Origin of the sequence: Leeuwenhoekiella palythoae (assembly GCF_020310025.1) — a bacterium.
GTDB classification, from domain to species: Bacteria; Bacteroidota; Bacteroidia; order Flavobacteriales; family Flavobacteriaceae; genus Leeuwenhoekiella; species Leeuwenhoekiella palythoae.
In genome coordinates, this window is record NZ_CP084318.1 from 3,975,716 (window position 1) to 3,994,766 (window position 19,051).

Consider the following 19,051-nt stretch of genomic DNA (forward strand, 5'->3'; position numbering starts at 1 on the left):
TCGAAGACTTACGGACATCTTAAATTCTTAGTTAGTTAAGCTATTATTGCTCTTCTTTTTCAACAAAAGCTTCCATAACAGCATCACTAACTCCCATATTACTAAATCCACCGTCGTGGAATAAGTTCTGAAGCGTAACCTTTTTAGTCAAGTCTGAAAATAAACTTACCGTATAGTCTGCACAATCCTGAGCGGTTGCATTACCTAACGGACTCATTTTATCTGCATAAGCGATGAAACCATCAAATCCTTTAACCCCTTGACCGGCAGTAGTAGGTGTTGGTGATTGAGAAATAGTATTTACACGCACTTTTTTATCTCTTCCGAAGAAATATCCAAAACTACGCGCTATACTTTCTAAATATGCTTTATTATCTGCCATATCATTATAGTCAGGAAAAACACGCTGAGCTGCCATGTACGTCAAGGCTACAATGCTCCCCCACTCATTCATCGCATCTTTTTGATAAAGCACCTGCATGGTTTTATGAAAAGACATCGCGCTTACATCTGTACCTTTTTGCGTCCAGTCATATTTTTGATCTGTATAGTGACGGCCTTTACGCACGTTGATAGACATCCCGATACTATGCAGTACAAAATCAATTTTCCCACCTAATTCTTCAACAGCTCCTGCTACTAAATTTTCAAGATCTTCAACTGAAGTTGCATCAGCAGGAATAATTTTTGAACCTGTTTTTTCAGCAAGTTTATTAATGCTTCCCATACGCATTGCAATTGGCGCATTGGTCAAAACAAAGGTTCCTCCTTCTTCGTGAACGCGCTCTGCAGTTTTCCAGGCGATTGAATTTTCATCAAGTGCTCCAAAGATGATACCTCGTTTTCCTTTTAATAAATTATAGGACATAATAGTTGTTTAATTTAAGTGGTCAAATATACTGTTTTATTCATTGAGAAGTTGTCTCGCGTGATCAAAAGCTGCATCAGAAGAAGCCTTGCCGCCTAACATTTCGGCCAACTCAGCGATGCGCTCTTCTTTGGGAAGCACTCGTATTCCTGTGGTAGTTTTTTGAGCAACATCTTCTTTATACACTTTAAAGTGTTGTGCTCCTTTACCTGCAATTTGTGGCAAATGCGTAATGCTTATCAGCTGCATACGGTTGCCCATAGCTTGCATAATATGCCCCATTTTTAAAGCGACTTCACCGCTCACCCCTGTATCGATCTCATCAAAAATAAGCGTAGGCAATTGGGCATAATCACTTAATACCGATTTTATAGCCAGCATGATACGTGACAATTCTCCCCCGGAAGCTGCCTTTTTCAATTCTTGAGCACGCATTCCTTTATTGGCTGTAAATAAAAAGTGAAGTACATCTTTACCGTTGTCTAAAAATGTAGTACTTGACTCCAGACTTACTTCAAAACGCGCGTTGGGCATCCCCAAATTGCTTAGGATAGCCTCTAGTTTTGAAGTTAGAGGTTTAATGGCTTTGGACCGCTCTTTAGACAGTTTTCCCGCCAGTACGTCTAACTGGGTTTGAGCCTCGCCAATCTCTCGTTCTAATCGCGCAATAGACTCATCTAAGTTATTTAGTGATTGCACTTCATCATCTAAACCATCGCGTATAGCTATCAAAGCATCTACAGAATCTACCTGATGCTTTTTCTGAAGATCAAAAAGTAATTTAAGTCTGTTCTCTAGTCGGGTTAGCTCTTCGGGATCGCCTTCTGTTTCGGAAGCCAAGTCATTTATCGCTTCGGAAATATCATCCAGTTCGATGGTCACAGCGTCTAATCGCTCGCTCAGTTCACTAAGTTTTGGACCAAAACCAGAAAGTTTAGACAGGCGTAATTTCGCTGAAAGCAACATCTCATTAACCCCAACTTCTTCCCTACTCAAAATTTGATAAGCTTCGGCTAAACCTTCGGTGATTTGCTCTACATTATTTAACGCATCGTGTGCGCCTTCAAGCTGCTCCTGTTCGCCAGACTTCAAATTGGCAGCGAGCAATTCTTCTAATAAAAAGTTTTTGTACTCTTCTTCTTTCTGTGCTTCGTCCTTCTGCTTGATCAGTTTTTTAAGCTGATTTTCTTTTCCTCTAAAGTCTTTATAATGTTGTGTATAGGATTGAAGTGTTTCTGCATTTTCAGCAAAAGCATCCAAAACCTGAAATTGAAAATCCACATCGGTAACTTCTAAAGTTTGATGTTGACTATGAATATCAACCAAACGCACTCCTAACGCAGATAATTGACTTAGCGTTACAGGTGTATCATTTACAAAAGCACGACTTTTTCCGCTAGCAAGAATTTCACGTCTTATGATGGTTTGCGACTCGTAATCTAGATCCTCTGTAGTAAAAAGGCTTTGGAGCTGGTAATTATGAATATCAAAAGTTGCCTCAATAACGCATTTCTCATCAGGATTACCGATGCTACTGATGTCTGCACGTTTGCCTAAAATCAAGCCTAAAGCCCCTAAAAGTATAGACTTCCCGGCGCCGGTTTCCCCGGTGATCACCGTAAATCCATCATTGAAATTTAGACTTACCGCTTCGATCAAAGCGTAATTTTTAATCTGTAAATGGGTTAGCAACTAAAGCAATTTTTTAAGGTTTAAGGCACGCTTGTCAACATTGTGTAATCTGCTGTGCTAGGACAAATATAAAAAGAGTTTAATCGAAAATCTAGCTTAAACGTATTGAGAGTTTTGCTCTTTCCTAATGATTTTTTCACATCAAGAAAAAACCAACTTATCACACTGAATAGTTGCGTGTTAGCTACAATTTTATTTGTTGCCAGAACGTAGATTTAGTAGGTGCCACTTTGTTGAGCACAGAGATAAGATTGCTTACGTTTACCTGAGGACCGCTCGAAAACATTTTAGAAACCTCTTCTGCTTTCGTATCAAAAAATACCCGTGTTAAAAAATTATTAGGACGGCTGGCATACATTTGATCAAACAGTTCTAAGGTTGCTGCGATACCCTGCTTTGCCTCACGCGGATTATCTGCCATATAATCCAAACCGTTGCGATGGTATGCATACATAATATCTGAAAACGTTCTAAAATTGGGAGAAAGCAAATCGTTATTTAATCTAAAGCGCGTTTGCGTCCCGCTTTGTGGTGACCAGCCTTCGGTAACCTGTTGTTGTGCAGTGTTTACTATTCGAGTCGCCTCTTGAAAATAAGGCTCACCGCCGTTGAGTTGGTACGAAGCAGCATCAAGACCAATTATAGTATACGCATAAAATGCCAACACCGAGATCAAATTAGAATCAAACACATTGGGATTGTAGTTTAAAGGCTGAAATTCGGTATATCTAAAATTGAATTGCTTGTCATTAAAATTTAAAATTGGAGTCGTATATGTGCTGTTGAATACGGGTCTCGAAGACTGCACTTGAAGCGAGGCTGTAAAATAATCAGAATCAATATTTGAAACGATAATGACTAAGCTACAATCTATTTTCTCCTGTTGCTTGACATTTAGATCAGTCCAGGTTGTATTGTTCATAAACTCCGTCAACTCCGTTTTTAATGTTCTAAAAACCTGACGGTTGCTTTGCCCCGTTTGTTCTGCATTAATAACCACCGAACAATTAAGCTCCTGCCCTTGCACGGCAACAGCTAAAAGGCAAGCGCAAAATACAACGAGTGATCTAAGCATGAAGTAATTGTTGTATGAGTTCAAATACATCTTGAGCGACTTCTGCTTTAGGTTTCAATTCCTGCGGAAGCACTGCTCCAGACTTTGTGATGAAAGTTACTTTATTTGTTTCGGTTTTAAAACCTGCGCCTTTATCATTTAAGGAATTCAGCACGATCAAATCCAGATTTTTACGCTGCAATTTTCCCTGAGCATTAGCCACTTCATTTTCCGTCTCCAAAGCAAAACCTATCAAAAACTGCTTCTTTTTTTCAGCGCCCATATACGCCAGAATATCTGCTGTAGGCTCCAGATCAATTTTTAAAGCAGCTGCTTTCTTTTTGATCTTTTGGTCTGCCACTAGAGCAGGCCTGTAATCGGCAACCGCAGCAGAAGCAATAGCTATATCAACGGTTTTGTAGTGCTTCTTTACTTCTTCAAACATCTCTGCTGCTGATGTAACGTTGATTCGGTTGATTAAATTGTGTTTAAGCTGTAAATGCGTAGGACCCGAAATCAAGATAACTTGAGCTCCCAAATTGGCTGCGGCTTCGGCGAGTGCATACCCCATTTTCCCACTGCTATGATTCCCTATAAACCGCACAGGATCTATAGCCTCATACGTGGGGCCGGCTGTGATCAACACTTTTTTATCTTTTAGCGGAAGGCGGCTAAGTATGTCGGCCTCTATAAACGCCACGATATCTTCAGGTTCTGCCATTCTGCCTTGACCTTCAAGACCACTTGCCAACTCCCCGCTTGTAGCCGGGATCATTATATTTCCAAAAGATTGCAGCTTCTCAAAGGAGTTGTGCGTACTGGGATGCTTGTACATATCCAGATCCATCGCCGGCGCAAAATAGACCGGACATTTTGCTGAAAGATAAGTCGCTAACAACAAATTATCTGAAGTACCTGAAGCCATTTTAGCAAGCGTATTTGCTGTGGCTGGAGCAATAACAAAGAAATCGGCCCAAAGGCCGAGTTCTACGTGATTATTCCATACGGCATTCTCATTTTCCTCTTGGGTAAATGCAGAAAGCACTTCATTTTTTGAAAGGGTAGAAAGAGTTAAAGGAGTAACAAACTCCTTAGCCTCAGGCGTCATAACCACACGCACTTCTGCGCCGGCTTTGATAAAGCCCCTAACCAAAAAAGCCGCTTTATAAGCAGCTATCCCGGCGGTTACTCCAAGTAAAACCTTTTTACCGCTTAATATTGACATGAACTACTCTTTTGTAGTCGTATCGCGGAAGTAAATTTTATCTTCTAACCATTCTTGAACGGCCATAGCGTGAGGCTTAGGTAAACGCTCATAGAATTTAGAAACTTCAATTTGTTCTTTATTTTCAAAGATCTCCTCTAGACTGTCGCTATACGTAGCAAACTCATCTAATTTCTCTAGAAGCTCTCTTTTGATCTCTGTATTGATCTGAGTCGCACGCTTAGCGATGATAGAAATCGCTTCATAGATGTTTCCGGTAGGAGCATCGATCTCACTACGGTTGTGAGTGATAGTATTTACAGGTGCATCTAGATTTTTAACATCCATAATATTCGCTTTATTTAATTAGGAATAATTTTCTAAAATTTGGTCAATATCTGCTTTTATAGCATCTGCCTCAGTGCGATATTCTCCTTCAGGAAAATAACGTATTAAGGTCTCATACATTTCAATCGCTTCTTCTAATCTTGGCTTTACAAGTACATTAATACTTTTTGAACCATACTGATACTGCGAATCTAATTTATAGAAAAACGCAGCTTCACGAAAAGGAGAACCGGGATAATCTGATAAAAAGTCATCAAATGAAGCAATTGCAGCAGGATACTCCATAATCTTGTGCCATCCTTTTGCTACTTCATAAGACTTTTTCTGAAGCTTTACGCTTAAATCTTTGATACGCTCGTTAGCATCAGCAGCATATTCTGAATCTGGATATGCGGTGATGAACTGCTGTAAATAGTCAAGTCCTTTTTCTGTTTCAGATTGATCTAACTGATAGTTAGGCGAAAGCTCTGCATAACTTACAGCAGCTTTGTACTGCGCTTCTTCAGCCTTATCTGAATCAGGATACGCCGAAACAAAACGGTCAAATTGATAACCGGCCAGATAATAATCTTCTACTTGAAAGTGAGCATCAGCATATAAGTACATCACACGCTCTGCCTGTGGCTTACCGCGATATGCAGGTACAATTTGCTCCCACAGTTTTAATGATTTACGGTATTTACCTATATCATAAAGTGAATCTGCAAATGCATATTTAAGTCCCATATCCTCAGATTTCAGGGCTTCTTGATATTCACTGCAAGATGCAAGTGTGATTACTGCTAATACGACTAAAATTGTTTTCTTCATTAAGCTTAAAAACATCGGGCAAAAATAAGGTTTTTCTAGGGATTACAAAACTTAAAGACCAGTCTCGCTCAGGTATGTTGCAATATTTTGCTGTAAAGTTTCGGTGGCCTGCATTAAAGGCAGTCTTACCTCTGGAGAACAAACGCCCTTTAAAGCCAATAAAGCCTTAATTCCTGCGGGATTGCCTTCAGCAAATATTAAATCTGTGGCAGGCATAAGCGTGTAATGCTTTTTATAAGCTTCGGTATAATTGTCGTGCAAGCCTTCTTTAATCATAAGTGAAAAAAGGTTAGGAATACCTTGAGCTAAAACGGAGATCACGCCATCACCACCAGCTGTCACCGTAGGTAACGCCAATAAATCATCTCCTGAAATCACTAAAAATCCTTCAGGACGATCTTTTATTATACGCATCATTTGCGCCATGTCACCGGCAGCCTCTTTGATCCCTATGATGTTTTCTACTTGGTTTGCAAGTTTCAAAACGGTTTCTGGTAACATGTTGCTTCCTGTTCTTCCCGGAACATTATAAAGAATTACCGGAACTTCACTAGCTGCGGAAACTGCTTCGTAATGCGTATAGATCCCAACTTGAGTGGGTTTATTATAATACGGTGAAACCGAAAGAATAGCTTTAAAAGCAGATAAGTCTCTCGCCTTTAATTCTGCTACGATGGCCGAAGTATTATTCCCTCCTACTCCAAGCACTAACGGAAGACGCCCTGCATTCACCTCAATAACCTTTGCGATCACTGCATCTTTTTCTTCTGCGGTTAAGGTTGCGTTCTCAGCAGTAGTCCCCATAACCACAAGATAATCTATACCTCCGTTTATATTATATTCTACCAGTTTTGCCAGACCGTCAAAGTCTACACTTAGATCACTGTTAAATGGAGTGGCTAGTGCTACACCGGTACCTTTCAATTCCTGCATGCTATTCTATGCGTTTTAATAATTTTAAATACTTTACTAATTCGGTTTCAAACGCAGCTACATCAGTAGTTTCTACTTGAATTGTAAGCGCATTAATCGCTGTGTTTTTGTGATCAATGCCTACTTTAAAAGCTGCTTTTGATTGCGTTGCAACGAAATTCAAAAATACATTTTCTGAAGTGTAATAACTTATAAGTAAACCAAAAGGTTGCTCGATTAGTTTTTTTACCGCTTCATTTTTTAAATTTCCAAAGAGACTAAAGTCCTTTTTACTCAAATAGAGTAAATCTTCAGCACTCTGATCTGCACGCTTTTCAGCAAAAACAACAAGTTTATTTTCAGAAGATTGAGTCAACTTATCCAGGCGCTTCAGAAGGTTTTTTCCTTCATTTACAAAACGCTCTTCAATCAAAATCACCACATTAGCTATATGCCCCACTTCCTTATGTGTCGTGGGTTGAGCAAGCCAATTGTTAACCTTAGTTTTAACCAAATTGTGCTTCAATCCGTCTAAAAACATCTAAATTTGTTTTGGCGCAAATGTAATTAATTAAAGCGCAAAGCAAATCTTTTATTTCATTCCTCAATGCTTAGAAATTTTATTCTCCTTTTCCTTACGCTACACGTGTTTAGCTGCAAAGATTCTCAAGCGACTTTAACCCATATAGACGGAAAGCAAATACCTATAACAGATAGTATTAAAAGTGATCCGGCTATTGTAGAATATGTGGCTCCTTTTAAAGCGCGCATTGATGCAGAAATGAGTGCGGTGCTAGCGTACGCGCCTCAAAGCTTGTCAAAAAACGACGGACCTTTTAATACCGCTTTAGGGAATATGATGGCTGATGCCGTTTTAGAATTGAGCAATCCTGTTTTTGAAAAACGTACCGGTAACACCATCGATGCGGTTTTACTCAATCACGGGGGAATTCGCTCTACGCTGAATGCAGGTGATGTGACGATGCGCACCGCTTTTGACTTGATGCCATTTGAAAACAGCGTTGTGGTCGTAGAACTTACTAGCGATAAAGTAAACGAAATGTTTGAGTACCTTAAATCTGGTAAAGCGCATCCTATCGCCGGAATGAAAATCAGTATTGACGATGATAATAATTTAGTCAAGACAACTATTAATGGTGAACCTGTAAAAGACGGTCAGACCTATTTTATAGCCACCAATGATTATCTACAACAAGGTGGTGATGGTATGACTTTTTTCAGCGATCCTGTGAGTATGGAGGTTTTGGATTATAAAATACGCAGCATTTTAGTAGACTATTTTAAAACTCAGGATACCATAGCACCGGTAAGAGACAACAGATTTACAAAGGAATAATTATGGAGAGAAGAAAATTTATAAAACAAACCGGGATCGCAACGGCAGCAGTTGCTGGTATGCCAAGTTTAGACTTGTTTGGTGCTTCGGAAAAATCAAAAAAGATCACCATTTTGCACACGAACGATGTGCACAGTCATATAGACCCTTTTTCTCCCGAGGATGCTTCCTTCCCTAATCAAGGCGGAGTAGCCCGACGATTGACTCTTATTGAAGCTATTCGTAAAGAAAATCCGAATACGTTACTTCTGGATGCCGGAGACATTTTTCAAGGTACGCCGTATTTCAACTTTTATGGTGGCGAGTTAGAATTTAAACTTATGAGCCTTTTAAGATATGACGCGGCAACGATAGGTAATCACGATTTTGACAATGGCGTTGGCGGCTTAGCAGCGCAAATGCCTAATGCAACTTTTAAAATGCTTAGCGCCAATTATGATTTCACCAATACAGCGATGGAAGGGCTTACCAAACCTTATGAGGTTTTTGTTAAAGATGGAATTAAAATAGGTGTTTTTGGAGTTGGTATTCAGCTTGAAGGTTTAGTTACCAAAGCATTAAGTAAAGAAACGCAATATCTAGATCCGGTTGAAGCTGCGCAGGATATGAGCCGAATTTTAAGAGAAGAAGAAGCTTGTGATTTAGTGATCTGCCTTTCACATTTGGGCTACGAATATCGTTACGATAAAATTTCGGACTTAAAACTTGCTGAAAAAACCAGTGGAATCGACCTGATTATTGGCGGACACACTCATACCTTTTTAGACAAACCAGTGGTTGTTTCTAATGCTAAGGATGAAGATGTTTTGGTAAATCAAGTGGGTTGGGCCGGAATTAATCTAGGTCGAATAGATTTTGAATTTGACACGTCCGGGACCGTAAAAACAACTTCAAAGACGATCACGGTCTAATATTCGTCGTAGCTCATATCAGTTCGTACGTGATCTATACTAACGCAGTATAAGGTCACACAAGCCTTATGCACACAAATTGCTATTTTGGCTCCAATAGCTATTATGGGAATAGAAATACTGTAGGTAAAAACAAAAGCCAAAATCGCTTCGATTAACAAGCCTCCTCCTATTAAATACAAATACATATTACTGGGGTGTCTATTGCGCAAGGGAATTAAAAAACATACAATCGTAAATACCAAAAGTAAAATTGTGCCAGATACAAATAGAAATTTATTCGGTATCAAATCGTAATACATCGTCATTAGATAAATGATAGTGTAAATACAAAATAGGGTTCCTATGCCCGGCTCTACAAGCATGGCTTTAGTAATTTTTCTAGGCTTTAATTTAAGAATGGGCCAAAAGGTATAAAGCAAAGCTGCGGCAGCGATAATAAACATGCTCACAATCTCAACAAAATAGCGATGAACATCTGTGATCAAAAAAGCTTCTCCGATATACGCCGAAATTAAAAAAATTGCAAAAACGTAATTATGACGTTGTAACGACAAAAAATAATACAGATAAAATCCTATATAAAACAAGGGCTGAATATAATACCCAACTTTTGAGGTAACGCTGGATAACAGTATAAATAACACGCAAGCCAAACCGCTACTCACAAGAACAGTATTCGATTTTAGAGGTTGTAATTCCATACTATTTTAAACGCGTGTTATCACTAAAAATACTCTTCTTGAGAACGCAGAATATATTTAAATTGAATTAGATACCAAACTAAGAAAATTTTAAAAAGCAACATAGACAGCAAGGAGAAATACAAAATCACTTCAAAAGTCCAGATAAATTCATAGATAAACATTGAAGGCGCCATTACTGCCATAGCTCCACCCATAAAATACAGAGCAAAATTGTCTGGATGCTTGTTTTTAACCGGAACCAGAAAACAAAAGACAGACCAGCAGACCAAAGCTAGTACCCCTACAAAAAATATAGAATTATTGGGCAATTCATCAAACACCATCAGACTTAACCTCCAGAACATATAAAATATAGCCAGTAAACCTAAACTGGGGCGCAACCAATCTACAGCATCAGCTTTATTTGCTGAACTTTTTAAAACCGGCCATAAATGATAGATCATCGTAAAAGTCGCGATACTGTAACAACTAAGCACAAGCGTAAAATACTTTGTAAAATCAATTAAGAAGAAAATTTCATTTAACAGTTCACATACCAAATAAAAAAGCAACAAATAATTATGCTGTTTCGTATTGCCTACATAAAAACAGTAGATTATCGCCACATTAATCGGTCGCAAAGACACCGCAAGATTGAAAAAGCGATCAGGTAAAAAAACTTCTAAAAACCCCAGTAAGAGATATGCAAGCAGAAGGTATTTGTATTTCATTTACAATGTTTAGAAGCCGATTTGGATTCAATCGCTTTTTAATTTAAAAATTAAGGAATCTGTCTTACTCACAAAGTATTTGTTTCAATATGACCGACAAAATTGAAAATTCAAACAGTTTTAATATAAAAGTACAAGTACAAGGCTAGCTTAATTGCGCTCTCGAAAAAGTTTAAATTCACACCTAATTTATTGTTCTAACATTTCTAAAAAGTCATCCTCTGAGATAATAGGCACATTTAAAGACTCGGCTTTTTGCAATTTACTAGGACCCATATTTTCACCGGCAACTAAATAGTTTGTTTTTGAAGAAATACTACCTGAAGCCTTTCCCCCATTATCTTCAATCATTTTTTTCAGTTCGGTACGTGACACTTTTGAAAAAACACCTGAAATCACAAAAGTTTGACCTTTAAGCTTTTCCGTTTGATTTTCTAACACCGCAGCATCAAGCTCCAACTGCAAACCATACGCTTTTAATCTATCAATTAACTCTTGCGCATACGCATCTGAAAAGAATGCGACAACACTGTGCGCAATGCGATTACCAATTTCATCAACCGCAATTAAAGTTTCTTCAGTAGCAGCCGCAAGCGCATCTATGTTTTTAAATTGTTTTGCCAGTTTTCGCGCAACGGTTTCTCCCACATAGCGTATTCCCAATCCAAAAAGCACGCGCTCAAAAGGCACTTGTTTTGAAGCTTCGATACCTTTAATAAGATTATCAGCAGATTTTTCAGCCATTCGCTCTAAAGGCAGGATTTGCTCTTTTTTTAAGGTATATAAATCAGCGTAATTTTTAATCAAACCTTCATTTACCAACAAAGCAACCGTTTCCCCGCCAAGCCCTTCTATATCCATTGCTTTACGTGAGATAAAATGCTGAATTCTACCTATGATTTGCGGTGGACATCCCGTATCATTCGGGCAATAGTGCTGCGCTTCCCCTTCTTGACGCACTAACGGCGTTCCACATTCAGGACAAGTATCAATATAGGTTGTGGGCGCAGAATCAGGATCACGTTTTTCAAAATCAACCCCAACAATTTTAGGAATGATCTCCCCTCCTTTTTCAACATAAACACTATCTCCTTCACGTACATCTAGTTTTTCAATCTGATCTGCATTGTGCAGCGAGGCGCGTTTTACGATAGTCCCTGCCAATTGCACCGGAACTAAATTCGCTACCGGAGTAATTGCTCCCGTACGCCCCACTTGATAAGTTATTTTCTCAAGAACGGTTTCTGCTTGTTCCGTTTTAAATTTATAGGCCATCGCCCATCTCGGCGCTTTTGCAGTGAATCCTAATTCTTCCTGTTGTCTAAAACTGTTTACTTTGATCACCACACCGTCAGTCTCATAAGGCAAATCATGACGATGCTCATCCCAATAATTCAAGAATTCAAAAGTCTCTGCAGTTGATGCGGTTTTTTTAGCAACATCGGGCACTTTAAATCCCCAGCTTCGGGCTTTTTCAAGACTTTCAAACTGCGAGTCAAAATTGAGATTTTCACCTACGATACTATACAACAAACATTCTAGCGGACGCTTAGCCACCTCAGCACTGTCCTGAAGTTTCAAACTCCCCGAAGCTGTATTTCTTGGGTTGCTATACGGCTCATCACCGGCTTCTACCCGTTCTGCGTTCATTGCGGCAAAACCAGCTAATGGCAACACGATCTCCCCACGAATATCAAATTTATCAGGGTAATCCCCTTTCAGTTTTAATGGAACACTGCGTATGGTTTTTACGTTATTGGTGACATCGTCTCCCTGCGTACCGTCTCCTCGCGTAACCGCGCGTACAAGAGCTCCGTTTTCATAAGTTAAACTTATAGAAGCACCGTCGTATTTAAGTTCGCACACGTATTCTACCTTTCCGTCAACCAACTTTTTAATGCGTTGCTCCCAATCTTCAAGATCTTCCTGAGAATAGCTATTGTCTAGCGAATACATTCTATATTGATGCTTGACCGTAGCAAAGTTTTTAGTCACTTGCCCACCTACTCTCAAGGTTGGAGAGTTTGGATCGTGATACTCAGGATGCTTTGACTCTAATTCTTGCAGCTCCTTTAATTTTTGATCAAAAGTATAATCATCAATCTGCGGCTGATCTAGCACGTAATAATTATAATTATGCTGTCGCAGTTCTGCGCGTAAAGCTTCAATTTTATCTTGAGTGGTCATAGCTAGTAGTTTGTCAAAGTTGGTAAAGTTCGGGTTTTAGCGTTTAAGATTAAAAGGCTTATTAAGGCAAAAACTGAAAAACAAGTATGCGTTTGTGAAAAAAATTATTCGGATCAAAATCAAACCGAAGCATTCCGGAAGCAAACTGCGACGGAGTAATTTTCCCCGTTTGTTTTAAAACCCAAAAATATTCAGCGATGAGTTCATCATAATAGCTTTGGGAACGCATTGCTTTAAAAAATACACCTTCCTCGTTTAAAGTTTTCGAATTGGACTTCTGCTTATAAAAATCATTTTGCAGGCCTGAATTTTTATATTTAAAAAGAAGTGCTTCGGGCCATTGAAATAACATTTCGGTATTATCCAAAGCATGATGTTCTAAATCCTCCAACAGCTGAATATACGCATCCTTCAATTTGAGCTTCGGATATAAAACTTGCAAACGGCTTTCAAAATGGTCTACCATTTCATTCAAAATCTGAGCCTTTTCTAAACCCAATTTATCTTGAAATTCGCTAATGCGCTCATCGCGCGTAAGACACGAAGTAAGCATTAACAACAAAACCATCCCAAAAGCCCGAATCAAAATCTATGTGTTTTCGGGTTTAAGAAATTTTGAAGTAAAGTCTGGTATAAAATGCTTCATTTTATCAAGAAGTCCATCTACCTCGTCATCCACGATGAGCAACTGTCTATTCTTCGCACTTAAAAAACCCCGGTTGACCATCTCATCGAGCATCGCGATCAAGTGGTCATAAAAACCATTGATATTAAGCAAACCAATGGGTTTGTGATGTAAACCCAATTGACTCCAGGTGATGATCTCAAAAAGTTCTTCAAACGTACCGAAACCACCCGGAAGCGTTATAAAACCATCGCTTACTTCTTGCATTTTTAATTTGCGCTCGTGCATATTTTGCGTGGTAATCACTTCGTCAAGCTCTTCGTAGACAATTTCTTTTGTTTTGAGAAATTCAGGAATAATCCCAATCGCCTTACCTCCTTGATTCAGACTAGCTTTGGCAACAGCTCCCATAATTCCTAATTGAGAACCACCGTAAACAAGCGTGATGTTATTTGCTGCAAGTTGGTTTCCTAAAACTTTAGCTTGTTCTAGAATTGCAGGATCATTTCCTTCACTGCTTCCGCAGAAAACACAAATTGATTTTAAAGTATTCATTAGCGTTGTGCTTTTATCATTCTGGGATTTCCGGCAAAATCGCTGCGCAATTCTACTTTTGAAAATCCTATGTTTTTTAAAAGTGATACCGTTTGCTCACCCAAATATTGATTGATCTCAAAATACAAAATTCCATTAGGCTGAAGTGCTTTCAGTGCTAATTCTGCAATTTTTCGATAAAAAAGTAAAGCGTTGTCATCAGGTACGAATAAAGCCAAATGCGGTTCATAATTTATTACATTGGGCTTGATCTCTGCTTTTTCTAAATCACGCACATAAGGCGGATTGGAAACGATCACATCATACGATTCCTCTAACGTCTCACAAGCCAAAATATCCTGTTCAATAAACTTGATATTCACAGCATTGGTCGTGGCATTTTCAGCCGCAATCTTTAAAGCTTTCGCTGAAACATCCAGCGCAGTAACCGAAGCTTTAGGCAATACTCTAGCTAAACTTACCGCAATAGCGCCGCTACCCGTGCCAATATCTAAGACCTTCCATTCTTGATCTTTAAAGTCGGTATAAATCCACTCGACAAGTTCTTCAGTTTCTGGTCTGGGGATGAGCACATCAGGAGAAAGTACAAATGGAAATCCGTAGAATTCTGTAGTACCTACAATATATTGCAGCGGCTCAAACTTTTTAAGTCTGTTTAAAGCGTGATCAAAACGAGTTTGCTGCGCTTCAGTAAGCTCCAATTGAAAATTCAAAGGAATTTCAAATGCTGCCAACTTGAGATATTCCTGAGTCAGAATTTTAAAAAAAGTCTCAGACTCTTCTTGCGGGTAAAGTGCGTCTAAGGCGTCGTAAAATTGTTGACGATATTCCTTTAAAACCATTTAAAACGTCTTTAGCATATGCACGGGACACGCACTATGACCGGTGCAGCCCATCGGCCCATCAATATACTCAAAACCTGTTTTCTTATAGAGTTTTTGTGCCGCTTCCATATACGGCATCGTCTCAATATAAACCTGCTCAAAACCCTGGTTCTTAGCAAATTCAAGACAGGTGTTCATGAGGCGCTGCCCTACTCCTTTTCCGCGTAGCGAAGCAGAAATATACATTTTTTGAAGTTCGCAAACCGGTCCCTCATATTTGGCTAAAGGCGCAATACCGGCACCTCCTAAAAGTGTTCCATCTTCTTCAATAACAAAATATTCCGATTGATCTACATCATAAGTCTCGTACATACAATCTAAAGCGGTATCTGCATAAGCGGTACCTACTTTTGGCACGCCCATTTCGATCAAAATTGATCTTAAAAGGCTCGCCAACTCTTTATTATCAGCGGCTTCAACTGCCCTAATTTGCAACATAGATATTCTTACTTTTAAATGGTATTTTTGAGGCTGTGAAGATACATGAAAAATACATGGCGCGCTGCCTGCAACTGGCCAAAAACGGCCTCGGAAACACCTACCCAAATCCAATGGTGGGGAGTGTGATCGTTTATAATGACCGAATAATTGGTGAAGGCTGGCATCATCAAGCAGGACAACCCCACGCCGAAGTCAACGCTGTAAATAGCGTGAAGGACACCTCTCTTCTTGAAAAAGCAACCATTTATGTAAGCCTTGAACCTTGCAGTCATTTTGGGAAAACGCCGCCGTGTAGTGATATGATCATTGCAAAAGGTATTAAAAAGGTAGTGATTGGCACGGTTGATCCATTTATTGAAGTTGCCGGTCGCGGAATTAAAAAATTAATGGACGCTGGCTGCGAAGTTTTAGTAGGTGTTCTGGAGCAGGAATGTATAGATCTGAACAAACGCTTTTTTACCTTTCATCAGCAAAAACGCCCGTATATAATTCTCAAATGGGCGGAAAGCCTTGACGGATTTATCGCTCCCGATGCTGAAAGGCGCTCTACGCGAGAGCCGGTTTGGATCACTAATAAATTCAGCAAGCAACTCGTGCACAAATGGCGTGCAGAAGAACAAAGTATTCTTATAGGCCGAAAAACTGTAGAAGCAGACAATCCTTCACTTACGACCAGAGATTGGAGTGGTGCTTCTCCAACGCGTATTGTTATAGATCGCAAGCTTAAAATAGATCTTGAAAGCACTGTTTTTGATCACACTGTTCCGACACTTGTTTTTACTGAAAAGGAGCAGTCTAACAGCGATAATCTCAAATACCTAACGATCGATTTTACAAAAAATACGATCCAGCAGATATTAGCTTCTCTTTATAAAGAAGGTTTACAATCTGTAATTATTGAAGGCGGAAGCGCTACCTTACAACAGTTTATTGATGCCGAAGCTTGGGACGAAGCCCGCGTGTTTAAAGGAACTACAAGTTTTAATAACGGAATACACGCACCCAAACTTAAAAGAGTCAAGACCCTAAAAACCGAAAAACTAACCGGAGACCTACTGGTCTATTATACCCGCAAACATGATTAAGAACCTTGTTTTTGATTTTGGAGATGTCTTTATCAACCTGGATAAAAAAGCTCCTGAACAAGCTCTCGCTAAAATGGGAATTCGTCAAATTGATGATGAAATGGTGAATTGGCATAACACTTATGAGAAAGGGCTTATGAGTAGTGAAGCGCTTACTGAACAGTATCTGAAAAAATTTCCTGCACTTACTGCGCTTTCTTTTAAACAGGCTTGGAATAGCATCATTTTAGATTTTCCGCAACACCGACTAGACTGGATCATTCAGCTGGCTAAATCTAAAAAGTATAGACTTTTTTTATTGAGCAACACTAATGATCTGCACATCGAGCAGGTGATAAAAAATATGGATGCGATGCGGTATTCTCAATTTCAAAACTGTTTTGAGCGCTTTTATCTTTCGCAGCAAATACATATGCGCAAACCTGATCTCGAGATCTATGATTTTGTTTTACAGCAAGATCAATTAACTGCTCAAGAAACACTTTTTATAGATGACACCATCTTAAATACGGCTGCAGCATCCTCAATGGGAATTCACACTTGGCACTTGGAACCCGGAAAAGAAGATATCACCCAACTTTTTGAAATCAAGAAGCAGCTGTTTTGATCTACCTTCTGCTCAGCATAGCATCTTCAAGTATCATCTTTTTAGTCTTTAAATTGTATGATACATTTAAAGTCAACACTTTTCAAGCCATTGTGGTCAACTATTTGATCGCAACCACTTGTGGTTTTATGGCGTATGGTAAGTCGGTGAACTTAACAATAATTCCATCGTATGATTGGTTTCCGGGAACGCTTTTTCTTGGAGTGCTTTTTATAGTGATCTTTAATCTTATGGCGATCACCACGCAACGCAATGGTCTATCTGTGGTTTCTGTCGCTACAAAAATGAGTGTCGTTCTCCCTATACTTTTTGGATTGATTTATTATAAAGAAAGTTCAGGCGCGTTAAAAATTCTGGGAATCGTATTGGCTTTGATTGCGGTGTATTTGGTTTCGTTGAAAAATTCAAGCGAAATTTCAAAAGTGAAAAACAATGGTCTGCTCTTACCTATTTTGGTATTTCTAGGCAGCGGAATCATTGATACCAGCATAAAGTTTCTCGAAGACAGCTTTGTGGCAGAACAGGACGTACCCTTATTTTCTGCAATGATTTTTCTTACCGCGTTTGTATTAGGAATTGCCGTATTATTTTACCAGATTATCAAAAACAAACAACCTCTAGCCTTCAAGAATTTAGTTGGAGGCATTGCTTTAGGAATCCCTAATTACTATTCTATCTACTTTTTGGTTCAGGCGTTGCGCCACCCTACCCTAGAAAGCAGTACGGTTTTCACGCTAAACAATGTGGGTATTGTTATGGTCGCGACCTTGATTGGCATTTTATTTTTTAAGGAAAAGCTTTCAACAAAAAACTGGATCGGGATTGCAATCGCTGTTGTAAGTATTATACTTATAGCCGTAGTAAAATCATAACTATGCAGGAAGAATCTCAAAGAGACACTTACAAAACCATTACCAGAACAAGTGCAGAATCCTTGTTTAAAGACCGTGGCAGCAAATTTATAGGTCAAGCGCATCCCGTACGCACTGAGGAAGAAATAGAAGAAGTCCTAACGTCCTTGCATCAGCAACACAACAAAGCATCACATATTTGTTACGCCTGGCAGTTGGGCAAAAATTATGAACATTACAGAGCTAATGATGATGGCGAACCGGGGAATTCTGCCGGACCGCCCATTTACGGGCAATTACAATCTTTTGAAGTAACCAATACGCTGGTAACCGTGATTCGCTATTACGGTGGAACCAATCTAGGCGTTGGCGGCTTGATTCAAGCATATAAAACTGTAGCGCAACTCGCTTTAGAGACCGCAAAGATTGTAGTCAAAACCATTACTGAAGAACTTCAGTTAAAATTTGAATATGCGTTGCTACATACCGTGATGCGCATCATAAAAGAAGAGCAACTAACTATTGCTAGTCAAGAAATGGAATTGAGCTGTGCAGTAACTGTTTCGGTTCGAAAAAATGATTTAGAACGCATTCAAGAACGTTTTGATGCCGTCTTCGGAATCCAAACTACTATTCTTTAGCATCTTGATCTAAAAGTAGATCTAATATATATTGTGGACAACGCGTGGGCCTGTTAGTTTTCATATCAACAAAAACTAAAGTTGTTTCAGCTCTGGTTAATAATTCTTGATTTTGGTTATAAATTTCATAGTCAAAAACTATACTCGCTCGGGGTATTTTTCGCAACGTTGTTTTAACCGTTAGAAGATCATCAAAAAAAGCAGGCTTTAAAAAAGAATATCGCATGTCATAAACAGGAAGCATCACGCCATTTTCTTCCATTTTTTTATAAGAAACTCCTAGATCAGACAACCATTCAATACGCGCAACTTCCAGATATTGAGCGTAATTACCATGGTAAACCACTCCCATTTGATCGGTTTCTCCATACCTAACTTTAACAGAACTATTATGCGTTTTCATACAGTTATTAACAAATAAATTTATACTTTCAAGAAGGAAAAGATTATGCGGAAAAAATTCTAAAAAAGCAATCTAATTTTCTTTTTTTATTACAATTTTTGTTCACATATTTGCCCCGCACTGAATGAAACGAAGATCTCTTTATTTTCTCACTTTTCGGTCGTCCTAAACCAAAAATAACTAAAAACTTCACCACAAG

General features: G+C 39.0%; 22 protein-coding genes. 6 read left to right on the forward strand and 16 right to left on the reverse strand.

All coding sequences use genetic code 11. From position 1 onward, the window contains the following. Nucleotides 1-43: 43 nt before the first annotated feature. From LDL79_RS17090 to LDL79_RS17125, 8 genes are all read right to left on the reverse strand, one after another. Nucleotides 44-868, reverse strand: coding sequence for an enoyl-ACP reductase FabI (locus tag LDL79_RS17090; RefSeq protein WP_167596894.1), 825 nt, complete (start codon nt 866-868; stop codon nt 44-46). A 36-nt stretch (nt 869-904) separates the two neighbouring features. Next, on the reverse strand, nt 905-2,560 hold the full coding sequence (gene recN, locus LDL79_RS17095) for a DNA repair protein RecN (RefSeq protein ID WP_225598625.1): 1,656 nt from the start codon (nt 2,558-2,560) through the stop codon (nt 905-907). Nucleotides 2,561-2,744: 184 nt separating this feature from the next. Further along, on the reverse strand, nt 2,745-3,635 hold the full coding sequence (gene porD / locus LDL79_RS17100) for a type IX secretion system protein PorD (RefSeq protein WP_225598626.1): 891 nt from the start codon (nt 3,633-3,635) through the stop codon (nt 2,745-2,747). Continuing rightward, a complete protein-coding gene (gene coaBC, locus LDL79_RS17105; RefSeq protein WP_225598627.1) occupies nt 3,628-4,839 on the reverse strand; it encodes a bifunctional phosphopantothenoylcysteine decarboxylase/phosphopantothenate--cysteine ligase CoaBC in 1,212 nt (403 codons plus the stop codon). The genes porD and coaBC overlap by 8 nt, the downstream gene beginning before the upstream one ends. A gap of 3 nt (nt 4,840-4,842) precedes the next feature. Continuing rightward, on the reverse strand, nt 4,843-5,166 hold the full coding sequence (locus LDL79_RS17110) for a DNA-directed RNA polymerase subunit omega (protein ID WP_072982370.1): 324 nt from the start codon (nt 5,164-5,166) through the stop codon (nt 4,843-4,845). An 18-nt stretch (nt 5,167-5,184) separates the two neighbouring features. Then, a complete protein-coding gene (locus LDL79_RS17115) occupies nt 5,185-5,976 on the reverse strand; it encodes an outer membrane protein assembly factor BamD (RefSeq protein WP_225598628.1) in 792 nt (263 codons plus the stop codon). A gap of 51 nt (nt 5,977-6,027) precedes the next feature. Next, entirely contained in the window at nt 6,028-6,909 is an 882-nt protein-coding gene (gene dapA, locus LDL79_RS17120; protein ID WP_225598629.1) for a 4-hydroxy-tetrahydrodipicolinate synthase, read from the reverse strand. A 1-nt stretch (nt 6,910) separates the two neighbouring features. Beyond that, the gene (locus tag LDL79_RS17125; protein ID WP_225598630.1) at nt 6,911-7,429 is read right to left on the reverse strand and encodes a DUF6913 domain-containing protein; all 519 of its coding nucleotides are present in this window, start codon (nt 7,427-7,429) and stop codon (nt 6,911-6,913) included. 66 nt (nt 7,430-7,495) lie between these two features. On the opposite strand from LDL79_RS17125, the gene LDL79_RS17130 reads away from it, so the two are divergent. Both LDL79_RS17130 and LDL79_RS17135 read left to right on the forward strand, forming a co-directional pair. Further along, on the forward strand, nt 7,496-8,245 hold the full coding sequence (locus tag LDL79_RS17130; protein WP_225598631.1) for a 5'-nucleotidase C-terminal domain-containing protein: 750 nt from the start codon (nt 7,496-7,498) through the stop codon (nt 8,243-8,245). Between the two features lie 2 nt (nt 8,246-8,247). After that, a complete protein-coding gene (locus LDL79_RS17135) occupies nt 8,248-9,156 on the forward strand; it encodes a bifunctional metallophosphatase/5'-nucleotidase (RefSeq protein ID WP_225598632.1) in 909 nt (302 codons plus the stop codon). On the opposite strand, the gene LDL79_RS17140 is transcribed toward LDL79_RS17135, so the two are convergent. From LDL79_RS17140 to LDL79_RS17170, 7 genes are all read right to left on the reverse strand, one after another. Then, nucleotides 9,153-9,860, reverse strand: a complete 708-nt coding sequence (locus LDL79_RS17140; RefSeq protein ID WP_225598633.1) for a hypothetical protein — start codon at nt 9,858-9,860, stop codon at nt 9,153-9,155. The two genes, LDL79_RS17135 and LDL79_RS17140, sit on opposite strands and share 4 nt — an antisense overlap. 23 nt (nt 9,861-9,883) lie before the next feature. Beyond that, on the reverse strand, nt 9,884-10,573 hold the full coding sequence (locus tag LDL79_RS17145; protein ID WP_225598634.1) for a hypothetical protein: 690 nt from the start codon (nt 10,571-10,573) through the stop codon (nt 9,884-9,886). Between the two features lie 189 nt (nt 10,574-10,762). Beyond that, nucleotides 10,763-12,760: an NAD-dependent DNA ligase LigA gene (gene ligA, locus LDL79_RS17150; protein WP_225598635.1), complete on the reverse strand. Its 1,998-nt coding sequence runs from the start codon at nt 12,758-12,760 to the stop codon at nt 10,763-10,765. A gap of 61 nt (nt 12,761-12,821) precedes the next feature. Then, on the reverse strand, nt 12,822-13,346 hold the full coding sequence (locus LDL79_RS17155; protein ID WP_225598636.1) for a hypothetical protein: 525 nt from the start codon (nt 13,344-13,346) through the stop codon (nt 12,822-12,824). A gap of 3 nt (nt 13,347-13,349) precedes the next feature. Continuing rightward, nucleotides 13,350-13,940 (reverse strand): LOG family protein, encoded by a 591-nt coding sequence (locus tag LDL79_RS17160; protein WP_225598637.1) that lies wholly within the window; start codon nt 13,938-13,940, stop codon nt 13,350-13,352. Then, the gene (gene prmC, locus LDL79_RS17165) at nt 13,940-14,782 is read right to left on the reverse strand and encodes a peptide chain release factor N(5)-glutamine methyltransferase (RefSeq protein WP_225598638.1); all 843 of its coding nucleotides are present in this window, start codon (nt 14,780-14,782) and stop codon (nt 13,940-13,942) included. Before prmC ends, LDL79_RS17160 begins: the two co-directional genes overlap by 1 nt. Next, the gene (locus tag LDL79_RS17170; RefSeq protein ID WP_225598639.1) at nt 14,783-15,262 is read right to left on the reverse strand and encodes a GNAT family N-acetyltransferase; all 480 of its coding nucleotides are present in this window, start codon (nt 15,260-15,262) and stop codon (nt 14,783-14,785) included. A gap of 35 nt (nt 15,263-15,297) precedes the next feature. Between LDL79_RS17170 and ribD the strand changes: the two genes are divergently transcribed. From ribD to LDL79_RS17190, 4 genes are read left to right on the forward strand one after another with little or no spacing between them, the layout of a single operon-like run. Beyond that, nucleotides 15,298-16,350 (forward strand): bifunctional diaminohydroxyphosphoribosylaminopyrimidine deaminase/5-amino-6-(5-phosphoribosylamino)uracil reductase RibD, encoded by a 1,053-nt coding sequence (gene ribD / locus LDL79_RS17175; RefSeq protein WP_262903805.1) that lies wholly within the window; start codon nt 15,298-15,300, stop codon nt 16,348-16,350. After that, nucleotides 16,343-16,957 carry an HAD family hydrolase gene (locus tag LDL79_RS17180; RefSeq protein ID WP_225598641.1) on the forward strand — a complete coding sequence of 205 codons (615 nt, stop codon included), beginning with the start codon at nt 16,343-16,345 and terminating at the stop codon, nt 16,955-16,957. Before ribD ends, LDL79_RS17180 begins: the two co-directional genes overlap by 8 nt. After that, entirely contained in the window at nt 16,954-17,829 is an 876-nt protein-coding gene (locus LDL79_RS17185; protein WP_225598642.1) for an EamA family transporter, read from the forward strand. Before LDL79_RS17180 ends, LDL79_RS17185 begins: the two co-directional genes overlap by 4 nt. A gap of 2 nt (nt 17,830-17,831) precedes the next feature. Then, on the forward strand, nt 17,832-18,449 hold the full coding sequence (locus tag LDL79_RS17190) for an IMPACT family protein (protein ID WP_225598643.1): 618 nt from the start codon (nt 17,832-17,834) through the stop codon (nt 18,447-18,449). Here LDL79_RS17190 and LDL79_RS17195 read toward each other — a convergent pair. Beyond that, the gene (locus tag LDL79_RS17195; RefSeq protein ID WP_072982398.1) at nt 18,439-18,852 is read right to left on the reverse strand and encodes an acyl-CoA thioesterase; all 414 of its coding nucleotides are present in this window, start codon (nt 18,850-18,852) and stop codon (nt 18,439-18,441) included. The two genes, LDL79_RS17190 and LDL79_RS17195, sit on opposite strands and share 11 nt — an antisense overlap. Between the last annotated feature and the right edge of the window lie 199 nt (nt 18,853-19,051).